The 15,779-nt window shown below is 58.2% G+C and carries 13 protein-coding genes and 2 pseudogenes; 3 read left to right on the plus strand and 12 right to left on the minus strand.

The genetic code is table 11. From position 1 onward, the window contains the following. Nucleotides 1–312: 312 nt before the first annotated feature. The 3 genes from NDI79_RS14610 to NDI79_RS23620 form a co-directional block, all read right to left on the minus strand. The gene (locus NDI79_RS14610; protein WP_310929267.1) at nucleotides 313–813 is read right to left on the minus strand and encodes a type IV pilin domain-containing protein; all 501 of its coding nucleotides are present in this window, start codon (nucleotides 811–813) and stop codon (nucleotides 313–315) included. Further along, nucleotides 810–1,271, minus strand: coding sequence for a type IV pilin domain-containing protein (locus NDI79_RS14615; RefSeq protein WP_310929268.1), 462 nt, complete (start codon nucleotides 1,269–1,271; stop codon nucleotides 810–812). Before NDI79_RS14615 ends, NDI79_RS14610 begins: the two co-directional genes overlap by 4 nt. Before the next feature lie 468 nt (nucleotides 1,272–1,739). Then, the gene (locus NDI79_RS23620; protein ID WP_425499616.1) at nucleotides 1,740–1,877 is read right to left on the minus strand and encodes a DUF7526 family protein; all 138 of its coding nucleotides are present in this window, start codon (nucleotides 1,875–1,877) and stop codon (nucleotides 1,740–1,742) included. A gap of 278 nt (nucleotides 1,878–2,155) precedes the next feature. On the opposite strand from NDI79_RS23620, the gene NDI79_RS14620 reads away from it, so the two are divergent. Further along, on the plus strand, nucleotides 2,156–2,767 hold the full coding sequence (locus NDI79_RS14620; RefSeq protein ID WP_310929269.1) for an HD domain-containing protein: 612 nt from the start codon (nucleotides 2,156–2,158) through the stop codon (nucleotides 2,765–2,767). 299 nt (nucleotides 2,768–3,066) lie between these two features. Here NDI79_RS14620 and NDI79_RS14625 read toward each other — a convergent pair whose 3' ends face one another. Both NDI79_RS14625 and NDI79_RS14630 read right to left on the minus strand, forming a co-directional pair. Beyond that, nucleotides 3,067–5,334, minus strand: a complete 2,268-nt coding sequence (locus tag NDI79_RS14625; protein ID WP_310929270.1) for an amino acid permease — start codon at nucleotides 5,332–5,334, stop codon at nucleotides 3,067–3,069. Further along, a complete protein-coding gene (locus NDI79_RS14630) occupies nucleotides 5,331–5,810 on the minus strand; it encodes a universal stress protein (RefSeq protein ID WP_310929271.1) in 480 nt (159 codons plus the stop codon). The genes NDI79_RS14625 and NDI79_RS14630 overlap by 4 nt, the downstream gene beginning before the upstream one ends. 479 nt (nucleotides 5,811–6,289) lie before the next feature. On the opposite strand from NDI79_RS14630, the gene NDI79_RS14635 reads away from it, so the two are divergent. Next, nucleotides 6,290–7,069 carry an AsnC family transcriptional regulator gene (locus tag NDI79_RS14635; RefSeq protein WP_310929272.1) on the plus strand — a complete coding sequence of 260 codons (780 nt, stop codon included), beginning with the start codon at nucleotides 6,290–6,292 and terminating at the stop codon, nucleotides 7,067–7,069. Between the two features lie 599 nt (nucleotides 7,070–7,668). Here the strand turns inward: NDI79_RS14635 and NDI79_RS14640 are convergent. The 7 genes and pseudogenes from NDI79_RS14640 to NDI79_RS14665 form a co-directional block, all read right to left on the minus strand. After that, nucleotides 7,669–8,457 carry a CDGSH iron-sulfur domain-containing protein gene (locus tag NDI79_RS14640; protein WP_310929273.1) on the minus strand — a complete coding sequence of 263 codons (789 nt, stop codon included), beginning with the start codon at nucleotides 8,455–8,457 and terminating at the stop codon, nucleotides 7,669–7,671. A gap of 254 nt (nucleotides 8,458–8,711) precedes the next feature. Then, nucleotides 8,712–9,218 carry a DUF7342 family protein gene (locus NDI79_RS14645; RefSeq protein WP_310929274.1) on the minus strand — a complete coding sequence of 169 codons (507 nt, stop codon included), beginning with the start codon at nucleotides 9,216–9,218 and terminating at the stop codon, nucleotides 8,712–8,714. 1,558 nt (nucleotides 9,219–10,776) lie between these two features. Beyond that, nucleotides 10,777–11,106, minus strand: a complete 330-nt coding sequence (locus NDI79_RS14650; RefSeq protein ID WP_310929275.1) for a DUF7526 family protein — start codon at nucleotides 11,104–11,106, stop codon at nucleotides 10,777–10,779. Between the two features lie 99 nt (nucleotides 11,107–11,205). Next, nucleotides 11,206–12,615 (minus strand): ATP-binding protein, encoded by a 1,410-nt coding sequence (locus NDI79_RS14655; RefSeq protein WP_310929277.1) that lies wholly within the window; start codon nucleotides 12,613–12,615, stop codon nucleotides 11,206–11,208. A gap of 177 nt (nucleotides 12,616–12,792) precedes the next feature. Beyond that, nucleotides 12,793–13,283: pseudogene (locus NDI79_RS14660) on the minus strand (DUF7995 family protein). A gap of 75 nt (nucleotides 13,284–13,358) precedes the next feature. Beyond that, nucleotides 13,359–13,475, minus strand: a pseudogene (locus NDI79_RS23775) (hypothetical protein); the annotation flags it as partial. Between the two features lie 125 nt (nucleotides 13,476–13,600). Beyond that, a complete protein-coding gene (locus NDI79_RS14665) occupies nucleotides 13,601–14,497 on the minus strand; it encodes an ABC transporter permease (RefSeq protein WP_310929278.1) in 897 nt (298 codons plus the stop codon). Between the two features lie 214 nt (nucleotides 14,498–14,711). Between NDI79_RS14665 and NDI79_RS14670 the strand changes: the two genes are divergently transcribed. After that, nucleotides 14,712–15,728 (plus strand): NAD(P)-dependent alcohol dehydrogenase, encoded by a 1,017-nt coding sequence (locus NDI79_RS14670; RefSeq protein WP_310929279.1) that lies wholly within the window; start codon nucleotides 14,712–14,714, stop codon nucleotides 15,726–15,728. Nucleotides 15,729–15,779: the final 51 nt, after the last annotated feature.

The raw sequence follows: 15,779 nt of genomic DNA on the forward strand, positions 1-15,779 counted from the left end.
TCGCTCAGCAGTGGCCAGATGCGTTGTATCAGATGCTCGTCGAGCAGTGGCACTGGGCAGGGCACAACGTGACCCCCAGCAGCTCTGAGCAGTAGCTCCAGTTCGATACGTGAATAGGGATGGGTTCTGTGACCGGGAACCAGCCGGTTCACAGACCCCCGATGTCGGGTGCCGTCGAAACTAAACGTACACCCTGAACCATCACACCCACCAAAACGGGTGTGAGTACTGATTGTCAGTATATGTTATAAATCCATCTATGAGATACAGACGTATCTCAGCGAACGAAAATACCGAAAAGTGTAGACGCAGTTAGTTGTCGGGGGCGGTCCACTCGCTAAGCGTCGCGGAGTTCTCACCGGATTCTGCACTCCAGACGACACGAATGGTCTCGCCGTTGAAGTCATCATCCGTCCCTTGCTTCGAGATGGTGACGCTTTCACCCGCACTCACGGAGTCACCGTGACCCATGTCCGCGAACGAGATGGAGCTGTTGTCTCCTCCAGCGTAGTTCCCGTCTGCATCTGCGAAGCCGAAGTCAGTCGGGCCCGTAACGTTGAGTCGAGCAGCGTCGATCGTCGCGCCAGTCTCATGGGTAATGGTGACGTTGTCGTAGGTAGAACTGTCACCGACATCATCTGCGAAGTCGAATCCGAATGACGCCTGCGGGGTCGTCTGGGAGACACTCCCACCAAGATTCAGGACGAACGTCCCAATCACTGCGGCGAGGATGACCGTAATGGCGACCATCAGGATCACACCGATGACGGGGCTGACTGCGTCGTCGTCAGCGAGTAGTTGCTTTAGCTTCATGCTTCCGGAACCGTGGATTCGCTGAGAGTGGCCGAGTTTTCGTTGTTCTCCGAATTCCAGACGACTCGCACGGAGTCACCAGTGTCCCAGTCCGTTGAATCCGTGCTGTACGTGATGGTTGCCGTGCTGCCGGCCGAGACAGTGTTCGACCAGCCGGTAATATCATTCTCATCAGCAGCACTGCCACCAACGACGACCGTGAGACGGTCAGCATCGATGGAAGCGCCCGTTTCGTGGACAACACTGATTGTGTCGCTGTCATTCCATCCGCCGCCGTTGCTGTTGTCGTACTCAAACCCGAACGATGCCTGCGGCGTCGTCTGGCTAACGCTTCCCCCCAGATTCAGGACGAACGTGCCGATCACTGCGGCGAGGATGACCGTGATGGCGACCATCAGGATCACGCCGATCACCGGTGAAACAGCGGAGTCGTCCGTGAACAGTTGTTTCAGTTTCATGGTTGTTGTTGTGACACATCGAGGTCCGGTTGATGCGCGGGTTCGGTTTCCCCCTTCACAACTCTCGCAGAGTTGGTGCATCCCCTGTACCCGTCCCCATCGTGTCTACCTCCTCTTCTATTCTCCTTCCACATAAATTCTCTGTATAGTGAATGTCAATTGGAGCCATACCTCTTTAAAACCGATTTATACGTTCCTTATCAGGAGATAGTACTGCCTGCGGAATCACGTCAGAAAATCTACTACTTGAATTCACGACTGCCAGATACTCAACTGCCCCACGAATACCGCCGCTGTCGACAATTGTTCTCCTTCTCACGCGTCAAATGAACGCTCGCTCGACCGGTCGTACTACATTGGAACAGCAGGAACAGTCTCAATGGAGACAATTGAACGGTATATCGAACGAGCAGAACACGTCTCATTGTCGGCTTCACCCTCGTCAAGCCCCGAGGCACTCGCCTTGCTTCATCTGTAGACACTAGCCAGCTCTATTTCCGAGATCTGCACCGTCACCTCGTCACCCTCATCGTAAGGGTGCGCAGTGACGACAGTCACTGCCTCGAGAGGCTGGCGACGAACGAACGCCCAGAGAAGTTGCAGCAGCGAGGGGTGACCATCGTTCCGAACACGACGACAGAGCGCGGCTCGGCCAACTGCTGCAGACTAAGCGTCGACTCGTGCTCGTCACTTCGGGTGGCGAGACGACGTGCAGGCCGCATCCTGAATTGTCTCGGTCACACGTTCACGAGGGGAGCAAACAGGATGAAATGCCGACTATCTTTCCGAAGACGAGCATCCTGCCGTCAACGGCGCGCGTAAAACCGAGAACGACTCGGGGGAGGACTCGGTACGTTGAATGGGTCGCTTTTCGTCTCCCTGAGATGATGACTGACGACCTCGACTCGTTACTCGAGTGGTTCGACCTGAAGGACGAACTCCGGACGGGATGGGTGCTCCGGAACATCGACGCACCGGAATCAGTCGCAGCCCACACGTGGGGGACGGCAGTGCTGTGTCTGCTCTATGCCGAACAAGAGAATGTCGACCGCCAGAAGGCGGTGACGATGGCACTCATCCACGATCTCGGTGAAGCTCGGACGGGCGATATCCCAACTCGCGCGGAGGACGGACGCCAGACCATCTCCGCCGCCGAGAAGGAGGCGGCCGAACGGAGCGCGGTTACTGACCTCGTCGGACCATTCAACCACACCGAACTCCTGTCGCTCTGGGAAGAGTATGAGGCCCGTGACACCCCGACGGCGCAGTTCGTCAAGGACATGGATCTGATCGACAACTGTCTCCAAGCGCTCAAATACGAGCGGCAAGATCGGTACGATGAAACCGAGACGAACGACCATTTCGTCGAGTTCGAGAATTTAGACGAGTTTTTTGCGACCGCCGCGCCGCGCTTCCAGACCGCGCTCGGCGAGGACCTGTTCGAGCGAATTACATCGGAGTACGAACGAGAACTCGGCCGACCCTGTCAGCTCTGAAGGCGTCCGTGTCAAGAGTGGCGTGCTGAGTACAGAGGGTGTATTCTGCAAATGAGCATCAATGAGTCCCCGTCTTCGGTGGTGGCATACCTATTCGGCAGGTGGATGGTTGGAATCTCGTCGTACCAGACGACCGGAGGCTTCAATTTCTCAGGACCGTCGCTCTTGACCTCGGTGAGGTCCCGCTCTGCGAGTTCTCCGAAGTTCGTGAACGGGTCGACATCTCGATCGATGAAACGGGGGTCTCTCGGATACTCGCTGGCGCCTCGATTGCGAGACGCGCAGGAGTTCGGCCCCTGTTAGTTCGCTGACTTCGCCCGGCCGAAGAGCCGTTCGCGAAGCGACCGTGGCCGTGGTCGCTCCGCCAGCAACACGCTCGTCTCCATTTCATCGAGGACCGAAAGGGTCAGCGACTCACCGACAACTCGCGACAGCAACCCTCGTTCGGTCGCGCCGACGAGAACGAGCGACCGATTCGCCGCCGCCTCTCCGATCGCCGTCTCTACGTCACCCGTTTCGACGAGCAGTTCCACGTCGTCTAACTCGTGGTCGGAAGCCCACTCCTCGAGGAACACACGACCTTCGTCCCGATCGTCTGCAACGTGCAATACGGAGACGGTAGCGCCGACCGTCGCCTGCAACGCTCGCGCGACCTCCGCGGAGAGATCAGAGGAGTGGCCGCCGGCCGTCGGCAGGAGTATCTCACTGGGATCGAACTCCTGCCCATCGAAGACGAGGACATCGCAGGGCAGGTCGTGCGTCAGTTCGTCGAGCCGACTCCTGACACGTCCTCCAGCGAGTTTCGCCCCACCGTGACCGATCACGAGCCTGTCGACCCCGTGTTCGCGGGCGACGTCGAATACCTCCGCAAACCCCTCGTGTGAGAGAACTGTCTGGGTCTCGATCGGGACATCGAACTGCTCCGCGTCGGTACGGGCGTCGGCCAACAGCCGGTCAGACGTCTGCGAGATGCGGCCACGCTGTGCGGCGGCTGCTTCCAGTGAGGTCTGATCGGGAATCTGAACGACGTGCGTCGCGAGTAAACGGCCCCCTTCGTGTTTCGCCAACGCGGCACCGAGTGTGACGAGTGCTTGTTCCGTACGGGGGTTCGATACTGCAACCATCGTAGTCGGCCGGTCTTCGGAGCGTCCCGATCCGTTGGGAGAGACCGCCGCCGCGGCACCGACGACCGGGTCGGGGAGGTCGCCACCGCGGTCGAGGATGAACTGACCGAGCAGACCGCGGCGCTCGGTATTCCGGCGTGCGTAGACGAGGTACCAGACGATCGCACCGACGACGAACACGGCCGACAGGAGCAACTCTTCCTGCCCGACGAACGCGAGGAGCCCCAGCGACAGCACGATGCCCAATGCGGGCGTGAGTGGGTACAGCGGAACGCGGAACGCCGGGTCGTACTCGGGATCCGTCTCGCGGAAGACGATGAGCGCGGCGTTCATCAGCGCGTACACCACGAGGTGGAGAACGCTCGCGGCCTTCGCCAGTACCTCGATGTCCCGCCCCAGCGCTGCGATGAACACGACGATGATACCACCCGTCACGAGGATGGAGCGGTACGGAGTCGCGTAGGAGGGGTGAATCTCGTTGAGCCAGTTGGTGACGATACGGTCACGCCCCATCGCGAAGTTGATGCGCGCCGAGGCGAGGATAGAAGCATTCGCGCTGGAAGCGGTCGCCAACAGCGCGCCCAACGTCACCACCGTGACGGCGATGCCCGCGAATCCACCGGGGAAGGCGACCTGTGTGGCCTGCGTCAGCGGAGCCGACTGGCTCAGCTCCGGCCACGGAACCACGCCGAGCATGATACTGACGAGGATGGCATAGAGAACCGTCACGATGAGAACGCTCCCGACGATAGCGAGCGGGAGGTTCCGCCCCGGATTCTTTAGCTCCTCGGCGACAGTGGCGATTTTCGCGTACCCGAGGAAGGAGACGAACACGAGTGCCGTCCCCGGGAGGATGGCACCGTAGCCGAGCGGTGCCACCCCGCCGTCTCCGAGCAGGGTCGCGAAGTCGAACGAGAGCCAACCCTGTACGGCGAACAGCGTGAGGATCGCCAGTAGAAGGGTGACGATGACCGTCTGGACACCGCCGGTCTCCTTCGCACCGACGTAGTTCACACCGACGAAGACGGCGCCGGCGACGAGTGCCCCGACCTGTACTTCACTGAGGAAGAGGAGGCCCGGGATCGGTACCAGCGTGGCGAGGTATTGGCCGAAGCCGATACTGTAAAACGCCGATGCGAAGGCGAGGCCGACCCAGTCTCCGAGCCCAGCGATGGAACCGAACAGTGGGCCGAGCGCCCGGTTGACGTAGTAGTACCCGCCACCGGCCTTCGGCATCGCCGTGCCGAGTTCCGAGACGGAGAGGGCGTTCACCAGCGCGATAGCGCCACCGATGAGAAACGAAACCACCACGACGGGCCCTGCGGTACTGGCCGCTACCCCGGGAAGGACGAAGATGCCCGCACCGATCATCGTGCCGATACCGATGGTCAGCGCCGAGAGCAACCCGAGGTCTTTCGCCAGCTCCGTATCGCTCTCACTCATCCGCGAACCTCGTCACCGCGAGCACGGTTGTTTGGGGCTGCTCCGGTCGTGGACCCGTCCGACGTTCCGAGCGAGACGACGGGGATGTCCGGGTTCGAGACCAGCCTGACGGCGGTATCACCGGAGAGCCAGCGGACGAGTCGGTTCCCACCGCGCGACCGGAACGCGATGGCCGTGGCATCAGTCTCGAGTGCCGCGTCGACGATGGTCGCAGCCACGTTCCTCCCGTAGGCGATACGCGTCCGAACCACTACGTCCTCGTCCCACAGCGCTCGCTCGACGGCCGCGAGCAACTCGATCCCGTCCTGCTGTCGTTTCACGAGCGGTGCCTTGTCGACCGCACCACCAGCCTTCTGGACGACGTGGACGGCCGTGATCCGGTCGACAGCTTCCAGGTGTGGAGTCAGCGCATCCGCTGTCGCGACCGCGTCTCGTTCGTCTGCGACGGGGACCAGCAGATGGTCGAAGAGATGCATCCGATCAGCCACCCCAGACCGCCCTCGTAGGTGTGTACTCACACGCGACCGGCGAGAGAGTGATCGACGGCCAATCGGGGATACGCTGCCGAACTGGGAGCGACGTCTTCTGCCGTCGGCCCTGCGACGAATCCAACCGAGATGATTGACGGTTCACACCGCCCCTCCGTATTGCCGCTACATAAGCTATTCTACCATTCTTTCGATATAGCATAATATACGGGGTCAGATTTTTACAAGAGTTGCTACTGGGCCTCTAAGTTCGGATTCAAAAATGAGGGTGCGTTCGTTCGCGTTCCGACACTCTCGAACTGGCGCTTCCCACCCCACGGCTACGTAGGCCCAACGGCCTCAACCCATCTACCGGTCGTCACCCGGCCGTTATATTCGACATCCGAAACCGAAACGGGCTCGAGTAAGTGTTATGTCGATAAGAATAGTATTCAGTTTGCGGAATCGAAATACCATACGCTACACCCATGCCGTACCCCAATTCAGACCATCGGCTCGACGAAATCGACCGTCGAATCCTTCACGCACTCATGGCGAACGCTCGGAACACCTCCGCCAGTACGCTAGCCGAGCAGACTGGTGTCTCGGGGGCGACCATCCGAAACCGTATCCACAAACTGGAAGACGCGGACATCGTGCGGGGCTACCACACCCAGATTGACTTTGAGCTGGCCGACGGTAAGCTCACCAATCTCTATCTCTGTGACGTGCCGGTCACCGAACGCGAGGCGCTCGCACACGAGGCGCGCTCCATCCCGGGAGTCATCAACGTTCGGTCGCTGATGACCGGCAGGCGCAATCTCCACGTGATGGCCGTCGGTGGGAGTACGGATGAACTCCGTCGCGTCGCTCGTCGGCTCTCCGACCTCGGCATCCACATCGAGGACGAAGACCTCGTCGAGGAGGAACTGTTCGCTCCCTACGCTCCGTTCCACCCCGAAGATGGCGACCGAGCGCCCGAACCGAACGACTTCATCAGCCTCACCGGTGATGCCAGCGTCGTCGAGGTAACCGTCCAGCCCGACTCGCCTATCGCGAACCGAACGCTGGAGACGGCCGTTCGGGAGGGTATCCTCAACGCGGACACGCTCGTCATCGCCATCGAGCGCGGCGACCGTGAACTCACTCCTCACGGCGACACCGTCGTTCAACCTGACGACATCGTGACTCTGCTCTACAGGGGCGGCGAGGCCGGTGATCCACTCGCCGCCTTCCACGATGCCGAGCAGGAGTCGAATACCCACTGAACCCCTAACCCATACCGACACTGACCAGACACGTGACCGCCGGGACAGTTGGCATAGAAGCGAGTATAGTTCTGTTATCAAAGGATTCATAACAGAAATACTAACTAACGCTTCATCTTCAATCTGTAGCTAAGATTTGGAGTGCTTGCCGAATATGGTAGTTTTTATTGGTTATGTCTCTCTCACACAACGCCTCGAGGAGATGCTCGACTGCGCGGTCCTTATCATCGGTAGATAGTACATCTTCTGTTGAACGTCGAGTCGTCATGATACGTCGGTGTTTCTGCGCGATACGCGCCACCCATACAAAGTGTTCAAGGAAATAAAAGAAGTGGTCGGTGATCTGAGACCATTACATGTCGTCTCAGTAGCTGTGACCCTATTTGGTCTGGATCGAGTCCGTGTGCACAGTGTTGCAGCGGCTGACGTCAAGCCGGTCGACGATTCTCGGCGGTCGGTTCGATCGCGTCTGCGATCGCATCGGCCGGCTTGTACGCCATCGGAGCTTCGTCGATCACGTCGCCGAACTGCTCTCGGTAGGCCGCATCGAATCCCTCGAAGACCTCGTTCGCGCGGTCGAACGGGAAATCGTTCCTGCATCACCGCTCTTCGTCGCCGGTCGAAAATCCGATCTCGCTGTGTGTCCCGTCGCAGAACGGCTTGTTTGCGGACCCACCACACCGACAGAGCGTAGCGTCATCGTAGCGGTGGTGCTCGTCACTGCCGTGGAGAGCAAACGTCCCGTCGAACCGAAACGGTCCGTTCTTCGTGAGCGTGACAGTGAGCTTCCGGGGAGTCTCTGCGTCTCGATCTTCCCACTGGCTGTCAGACTCGGCTGGCTCCCCCACCCCGGTCGTGGAAACGTCCTCCGGCGCGACTCCGTCGACGTCGAAGACTCTCGCGTGACTGTTATCGCACAGGGGCTTGTTCTCGGAGTGACCACAGCGGCAGAGCGCGATACGCGTGTCTTCCAGTAGCGTTTCGCCGGCCGGCGTTTCCAGCGTCACGTCGCCGTGTAGATACAGCGGTCCGTTAGCGACGGGAGTCACGGTGTTCCGTGACGGCGGGCGTTCGTCGGCGGCTCCGTCGCGTCGCTCGTAGTGGAGCGCGCCGGTCGGACACCGCTCGATGACCTCGGCGACCTCGTCGGGATTCGCACCGTCCAGGTCGATCCACGGTCGGTCGGTCGGATCGAAGACCCCCGGCAGCCCGTCGACGCACGCTCGAACGTGGATGCAACGGTTGGAGTCGTACGTGACGTCGATGTCTGTGCCGTGGTACCGATTCACGTCTTCCTTCATAGTCGTCCTATCGGTGTCGCTCCGCTTAGCGATTATGCCGCCTCCGCCAATCGGGCACGGGTAGGTGACATCCTCCTCGGCGTACACGGCGAGGCGTCCCACACAAGGGAACTACCAGTTGATAGGGGGTGATGGGTACCACATGAGTCGGAGAGTTGCAGTCTCAGCGTCACGTCCGAAGTACGCTGGCAAAACTGACGCACCGACTTCGGAATACGTCCCGTCTGGCTCACCCCATGCCGCATCGATAGCGGGGTGCTGTTCGAGCTGCTGACGAAGGTGGCGAAGAATACGGTGACGCTCAGCACCGGGGTCACGATCACCAGACGGGGGTTCGCCAGTCACGCAGACGCTGGGTGTGACGAACTGTAGGTGTCGTAGTGTTCGAGTGCGTCCCGCACCACTGACAGTCGATACTGTGCGTATTCCCAATCAGAGACGGCTTCGAGACGCTCACGTGCTTTTTCCGGAGAGAGACTGGTCGCTGCAATCGACGTCCTGAGTGCAGTTGGTGACTCAACGTCGTACGTGGTCGAGTACAGCGCCAGTTCTTCTTGGAGCTCAACCGCTTGTGTGGCGAGTTGGTCTTCGGTGTGTGCTTGGATGAGTTCGCGAATATCTTGTGAGCGCGTGTAGATGGCATCAGGACTGTACCCAGTCCCGTGGTCAGTCGTGGTTGTTGCGAGCACGCCAAGTTCAGCAAGCCGTGAGAGGTGACTCCGAGCAGTGTTCTCCGAGACGTGCGCTTCCTCGGCGATCCAAGCAGCGGTACGTGGGGTTGACAGTGTAAGAGCAATGCTCTTCACCCGATCAAACGCAGATGTCTGTTCAATCCAGGTTTCGCTCATACTCTTAGCTTTGAGTTCGAAAGCAATATTTCGATCTCTAGCTCAATCTATACTGGTTCAAATGGGGATGCGTATTCCTACAAAATGCGAGACTGTGGGTGAACCACCCTATCCTACTCGCTCACGGCTGACACCGTTCACTCCGACACACTGGAAGTTTCGATGACAACTGCGTTAGTCGATCGGCGACCCCGCTCGTACATCAGTTGCTCGACTGCCAAATGTCGAGAAAAAACAATTGCGCTACTAAGAGCGATCCCCAGCATACGTATCCCGGGACTCCTGAATGAGTTGGCCGGTCTCGGCGTACCACTGGTTGAGCATGCGTTGGAACTCGTTCGCGATCTCATCAGGGTCAGAAACGGTATACACGTGGTGAAACGAGGGGAATTCGTCAGAAGAGCGCTGCTCCGAGAGCGGTTCGCCGAGGTTACACCAGAATAACGGCTGATGTAGGGATGGAGTCGCCACAGAAGTCCGACCCCATTAACAGGTGCCGGTAGGGGGTCCGGTTTCCGCACGTTCGCAGTGCGCCGACACCCAGCGGCTGGTGTCACTCGAATTTAATTATTCTACGGGTAGAGATAGATGTTTCCGCGAAGCAGTGTGAGTATATTGGTGGCTATTTTCCGAAGAAAAAGTCCCGGTCACTGACCACGTTAGAATCCACTGTGAGCGCTGTCTGATCGAACAACCACTGTAGAACGCGTCTGAAAGACAGGGGCGGGGTGAATGTGAAAGATCCCGGCGTCGGAATCCCCACACCCTCCCCCCTATCTGGTGTCCGTAGTGAGGAGTCATGCTCTCCCATCCAAACACCATCTTACCGATATTCGCATAGTCATATGACTGTTCTTGCAGAATTCATATCAGTCTGAGGAGATAGTACCGGTAGCTATCCCATAAGTGGGCGCGGGAGAATGTGCTAGAAGGAACGCGGGGAGAGGGTGGGGGGGAAGATGCGCTCCCTCTACCTTCTTACAAGCATGCCGCACGGATAAACTTTCCTCACTAACTAAACGAGATTAATTCCGAGGAGCGTCACACGGGGGCATTCACGCGAATCTTCCGAGTCACTCCCCTGCGACTGATACGCCTCGGCGGACGTGACACCTCGCTCATCAAACGTTCTGCCCGTTACTCACACACAGAGATAGCTATGGAGTGCGAGCGCATCAACGCCGTGCGCGTGGTTGGACTCTTGGGAAGCAAGAGAGTAAGGGAGGAGGAATGCTCTCAAGATAAATTGAGTACATCCATACAAATGTGTCCTTATGAGTACGGAATGAAAACAGCCTGCAGTATGATCGGATTCGATATCTCTCAAACTGTCGTCACATAGAGCGTCGGAACACTATTTTCATGATTCATACGATATATTGATTTAAGGATATATCTGGTAAGAAGATATTATTATGAATAGGACAGAGACTGAATGTCGCTCGGGAGCTGGATGACTTACCGTGCGGCAGGCAGAGTAGTTTGTCATCGCTCATGGCTCCCCCATTCGGGGGTGCCGTTCTCTCCGAACTCTCTCCGCTGACACGGAGCCTATTCCTCACTGAAAACTGATCTCAGCGGGGTGCAGGCTTCTGAAGTCAAATAAATCAGCCACGACGTAGACGCCAGTCAGCTCCGTTTCTTCAACACGCAACGTCACCTCGTCACCCTCTTCGTAGGGGTCCGCAGTGACGATGGTCACCGCCTCGAGAGGCTGGCGACGGAGAAACGCCCAGAGAAGTTGCAAGAGCGAGGGGTGACTACCTTTCCGGACGACGATGACGTAACGCGACTCGGCCAACTGCTGCAGACTGGACGTCAGATCGTGCTCGTCCAACTCGGATGGTGGAACGACGTGCAGGACCTCGCTGTGAATTGCCTCGGTCACACTCCCACGGGGAGAGCAAACAGGATGAATGGCGTGCTATCCGTGTCGGACGAGCAACCAGCTGTTGACGGCGCGCGTGAGATTTCGACTGTGCCAGAGTCATGCTCCATTCTCGAGAACAGCAACGATATCGGGTAAATCGAAGAGACGGATATCATCACGTTCGTCTGCAGCTTCCTCAACAGAGCGCTTGAACCCAGAGCGGCTGAATAAGGCCAATTCGTACGTCGGCTCACCACCAGTGGTGGGGGTCCAGTCGATGTGTTCCACGTCGTCTTCGAGGTCCGCGAGCACGGTATAGCCGAGCGGGGTGTTGGTAAATTTCGCTTCGCCAGCAATCAGCGCTGACTCGTCAGTTGGTGCGACGACATCTATTTCACGACCCTTGTGCCACCACTGGCTTGGCACCTGTGTAATTTGGTAGTCTGCATAGAGCGCCGGCACCGCCTGGTGACAGAGCGATTCAAATGTTTCGCTGACAAAGTCAGGCAGTTCGGGTTCGATGAGGTCCGCGTAGGCGTTCTCGCCGTAGAGTTCGTACTGTCCCTCGCGGCCGTAGAGATACCGGAAGTAAAACCGGAATACCGGATCCCGAATCCGGTACCGAGTCCGCTTGCTACGCGTCGGATCGGCGAGTGCCGGATGGTGTTTCTCGATAATTTGGAGCGTTTCCAGTCGGTCGAAGTAGTACGACGTGTTGGTGCTTTCGATGCCGGCTCCCTGGGCGATCTCGTTTCGACTGCGGTTCCCGCTGGCCATCGATTCCAGTACGGAGAAATACGTGTTCACCTCGTTGAGCTCCATCTGGAGGACGGTTTCGGGCTCGTCATGGAGCGGGCCGTTCGGGTCACACAGTAGGCGCGTGATGTTCTCTCCGAGGCTCTGTGATGAATCGAGAGGACTCAGATATCGGGGTGTGCCGCCGAAGACGCCATAGATGAATATCCGTTCTTCGGGATCGTATGTCGGCACGAACTCTTGGATAGAGCGAAACGGCAACTGGGTGAGTTCGAGGCGACCATTCGGTGTCTGGGATACCCGGCCGTAGAGTGGTGCACCGCCATCAAGAACGTGGGTATGAATCATGCCGATTGCGGAGCCTGTGAGTACGAGCGTCGCTTGGCTCTCGTCGACAGCCGTATCCCACAGGTGTTGAATGACTGAGGAAAGTCCCTCGTTCGAGTCGGTGAGGTACGGAAATTCGTCGATGACAATGATGGCGTCTCCGTCGGTGAGATACGTCAAGAGCGGTTCCCATTCTTCCTTGACGGCTGTGATGTCAGGATAGGTCGTCGCTGCTGCCTCGACGAATCGCCGAAGCTGTGTCGTCGCTGTTCCTTGGACTGCCTGGTAGTACACGGCATCGTCGCGGTTAGCAACCGACTGGCGGACGAGTTCGCTCTTCCCGATCTGACGACGCCCATAAATTATTGCGAGTTCTGCAGCGTCACTTTCATACAGGGTCTGCAACCGATCGAGCTCATCGATACGATTGACGAACTGGTCCATGCCCCCCATCATTGTGGGAGGAACATATGTGCTCCGAAGTTAGAACTCAGACTATAATAGTTTGGACTATAATATCTTAGGCTCTAATCAGTAGATCAATCATTCGATCTCTCCTAACAACATTACGGCAGAAATTGCCTATTACCGCACCAATCGTTCTGTGATTGGCGTCATCTGTTAGAAGTGGACGTCCGCCGGAACGATCCAGAGGTCGTTGCTTTCGTCGACGATGCGATCCAACTGCTCTCGGTGGCGAATCCGCACCCGTCCTCATCGTACAGGAATACCGAAGGCCCGTCGTAGGCGCCGACCTGATGGACCGCATGCCGGGCGAGGTCCTCATCGCGCATGATCTCCTCGTCGGAGAGTTCGTCGATGGCTTCCTTTACTCGGTCGAGATTGCGCTCGAATTCCTCCTTCGTCGCCTCCCAGCCACGGTTGAGCAAGTCTTGGCCGTCGTCGGAGTTGACGGGGGCTGCGGTCGGAAGGTCGCCCCACCGCGCTTTGCCTGCGACTGTCATGTCTCTCTCGTCAAACGTGACGTAGTAGTCGAATACGGCGCAGGAATGCGGGTCCGAGCCGACCAGCCGGTCGAACACCGTCCTTCCGGTGACCAATGCGTCGTCATGTGTCGATGCTTCTACCAGTGCGTAAGTGACCATGTGCATCTCAAATACCTCGCTATGCCAACGCTCCGGGTGTTCTCTTTCGCCCCGGCTTGCGCCGGCACCCATCGCCGGCGCTCAAAAACAGTCTTGACAACGCTGACTAGGTGTCTTCGAACTCCGACTAGCAGTCCTCTCAACGTTGATCGCCGAGTCCCCGCTCTCGTAGTCGGCTTCGAACTCAACCGAGAATCTATCTGAGTGGTTCTGTTGAAATCCTCAGCCGCTGATAGTTGCTGAGGCCGTGCTGAATGTAGGGCGCAAGTGTAGCACAGCATTTGAGTCATAGGAAATCCTGCCTGACTGGGGTTTTAGACATTTCAAACAAAATCGACACGGCTGAACAAGACGATCCCGCTGAGGAGGGGAAGAATTAACCAGATGCTCAAAATCAGTACTGCGATTGGTTCTGTAAGAATCGACGGTACAGCGGGGCCGAATGCATCGCTTACCAGAAGTGCGTTCGTATTGATTCTAGGAAGTGACTGTAATACCACTGAATTAAAACTCGCACTCGAGTTCCCGACATCAAATAGCCAATTCGAAGCGACAGAAAATGCGCCATACGGGGTTGAACGCTGTAACAAAAACAGACCAACATCTGCCGGAGGATGTATTGGAGTAATTGAACGCCCGGTGAGTTCGCGGTAGAGTACAGGTGAGACGAGATCAACCCATGCTATCGTCAGCGTGAGAAAGTAAACGATGATACCAGCAACGGCAGGTCGACTAGATTTTGAGACCGTCGAGAGACTGACTCCAATCCCAACTGTAACCAGAAGATAGCAGAAAGAGAGAGCAAGAAATCCAACTAACACAACTGGTGAGGCTACACGTCCACTAAGCGCACCAATGCCATACCCAACAACAACTGCAAGTAGCGTCGGTACTGCAACTGCCACTGCACGACCCACTACTTTCCCAACGACGATTTCCCACCGAGCAAAGGGGAGTGAGCCAATAAGCAAGATACGGCCGGACTCACGCCCATGCGATACGGCACGGTACGACACTAATAGCCCTCCAAACCCTCCAAAGACTGCTACTGGGATTTGGAATCCCGCGATTACTGCTGTTGCACCAATTGCTTCTGCCACTTCTGGTTGAGGGGTCCCAATAAGAAGTCCGAGCAACAGTATAGCCGGGAACAACAGCCATTGTCCCTTAGAGCGGACCAAGAGTTGGAATTCAGTACGAGCTAGGAGGGGCCACTGCATACAGTACACCTGAATTGTGCCTTGTTTATCACTTCGGGTTCGAGAGATCCATGGGAAATTGAGTAGCGTCGTTTGAGACCGGTGCTGAATACATCCTCTGTAGTCAGCACGCTCTTTCTGACAGTGTTCGGTGAGGTTGCTGTGGCCGTGCTGAATAGAGAATTTCTACCGAGCACTCAGCTTACGACATTCGCCGCCCTACTCCTCCCTCGAAATGTCGACGACTGCCAACGAACGACCGACCGGGACCGACACGCGAATGAAAGCCGTAGTGGCCAATGAGTACGGCGGCCCGGACGTCCTCCGACTCTACTCGGCACCGAAACCCACCCCGGAGCCCGACGAGGTCCAGATCCGTGTCCGCGCGTCCACCGTCGGACCGGCCAACTCAGCCATGCGCGAGGGACGACCGCTTCCCGTCCGCTTCTTCAGCGGCCTCCGACGACCCACGTCCATCCCGGGCGATGCCTTCGCCGGGGAAGTCGCGGCCGTCGGCAGGGACGTCACGCGGTTCGCCGTCGGCGACCGGGTATTCGGGACGACCGCCCCCGAGTCGGGCGCGCACGCTGAGTACGTCTGCGTCCCCGAAAACGGCACGCTTGAACTGACGCCCGCCGGCGTGAGCGACGCTGAAGCCGCTGCCGTCGCCGACAACGGACTCACGGCGATGCTGTTCCTCCGAGACGTGGCCGACCTCCGGCCCGGCCAGTCCCTCCTCGTCAACGGCGCCTCGGGCGGCATCGGGACGTTCGCCGTCCAGCTCGCCACCCACGTCGGCGCGGAGGTCACTGGCGTCTGCGGCACCAGGAACGTCGATCTCGTGCAGTCGCTCGGCGCCGGCAAGATCGTCGACTACACGACCACCGACGTCGCCGAGACAGGCGAGACGTACGATGTGATCTTCGACGCCGTGGGCAGGGGGTCGTTCACGCAGTTCGAGGGCGCGCTGAGCCCGGGTGGCCTGTATATGACGACCGTTCCTTCGGTAGAGGTCCTCCTCGACATGGCCCGAACGAGGCTGGTCGGAGACAGACGGGCCGTTTTCGCGGCTACGGGTATGAAGCCGACGGGCATCCGGAAAAAATACCTCGGGGAGCTAAGAGACCTCCTCGACGTAGGGGAGATCCGCTCGGTAATAGGACGGCGATACCCGGTAGCGGAGATCGTTGAGGCACACCGCTACGTCGACACCGGGCACAAGCGCGGGACGGCCGTGGTTACAATCGATTAACCCGCCGACCCTCTGACGAGTCGTGCCCACCGAACCGACGTTGGAGACGTC

The sequence above is a fragment of the Halogeometricum sp. S3BR5-2 genome (genome assembly GCF_031624635.1).
Classification (GTDB): domain Archaea; phylum Halobacteriota; class Halobacteria; order Halobacteriales; family Haloferacaceae; genus Halogeometricum; species Halogeometricum luteum.

Coding starts and splice junctions, on each gene's coding strand:
- NDI79_RS14615 (WP_310929268.1), bottom strand. CDS start 1,271: ATGAAACTGAAACAACTGTTCACGGACGACTCCGCTGTTTCACCGGTG.
- NDI79_RS14670 (WP_310929279.1), top strand. CDS start 14,712: ATGTCGACGACTGCCAACGAACGACCGACCGGGACCGACACGCGAATG.
- NDI79_RS14655 (WP_310929277.1), bottom strand. CDS start 12,615: ATGGACCAGTTCGTCAATCGTATCGATGAGCTCGATCGGTTGCAGACC.
- NDI79_RS14645 (WP_310929274.1), bottom strand. CDS start 9,218: ATGAGCGAAACCTGGATTGAACAGACATCTGCGTTTGATCGGGTGAAG.
- NDI79_RS14630 (WP_310929271.1), bottom strand. CDS start 5,810: ATGCATCTCTTCGACCATCTGCTGGTCCCCGTCGCAGACGAACGAGAC.
- NDI79_RS14610 (WP_310929267.1), bottom strand. CDS start 813: ATGAAGCTAAAGCAACTACTCGCTGACGACGACGCAGTCAGCCCCGTC.
- NDI79_RS14665 (WP_310929278.1), bottom strand. CDS start 14,497: ATGCAGTGGCCCCTCCTAGCTCGTACTGAATTCCAACTCTTGGTCCGC.
- NDI79_RS14625 (WP_310929270.1), bottom strand. CDS start 5,334: ATGAGTGAGAGCGATACGGAGCTGGCGAAAGACCTCGGGTTGCTCTCG.
- NDI79_RS14635 (WP_310929272.1), top strand. CDS start 6,290: ATGCCGTACCCCAATTCAGACCATCGGCTCGACGAAATCGACCGTCGA.
- NDI79_RS14620 (WP_310929269.1), top strand. CDS start 2,156: ATGATGACTGACGACCTCGACTCGTTACTCGAGTGGTTCGACCTGAAG.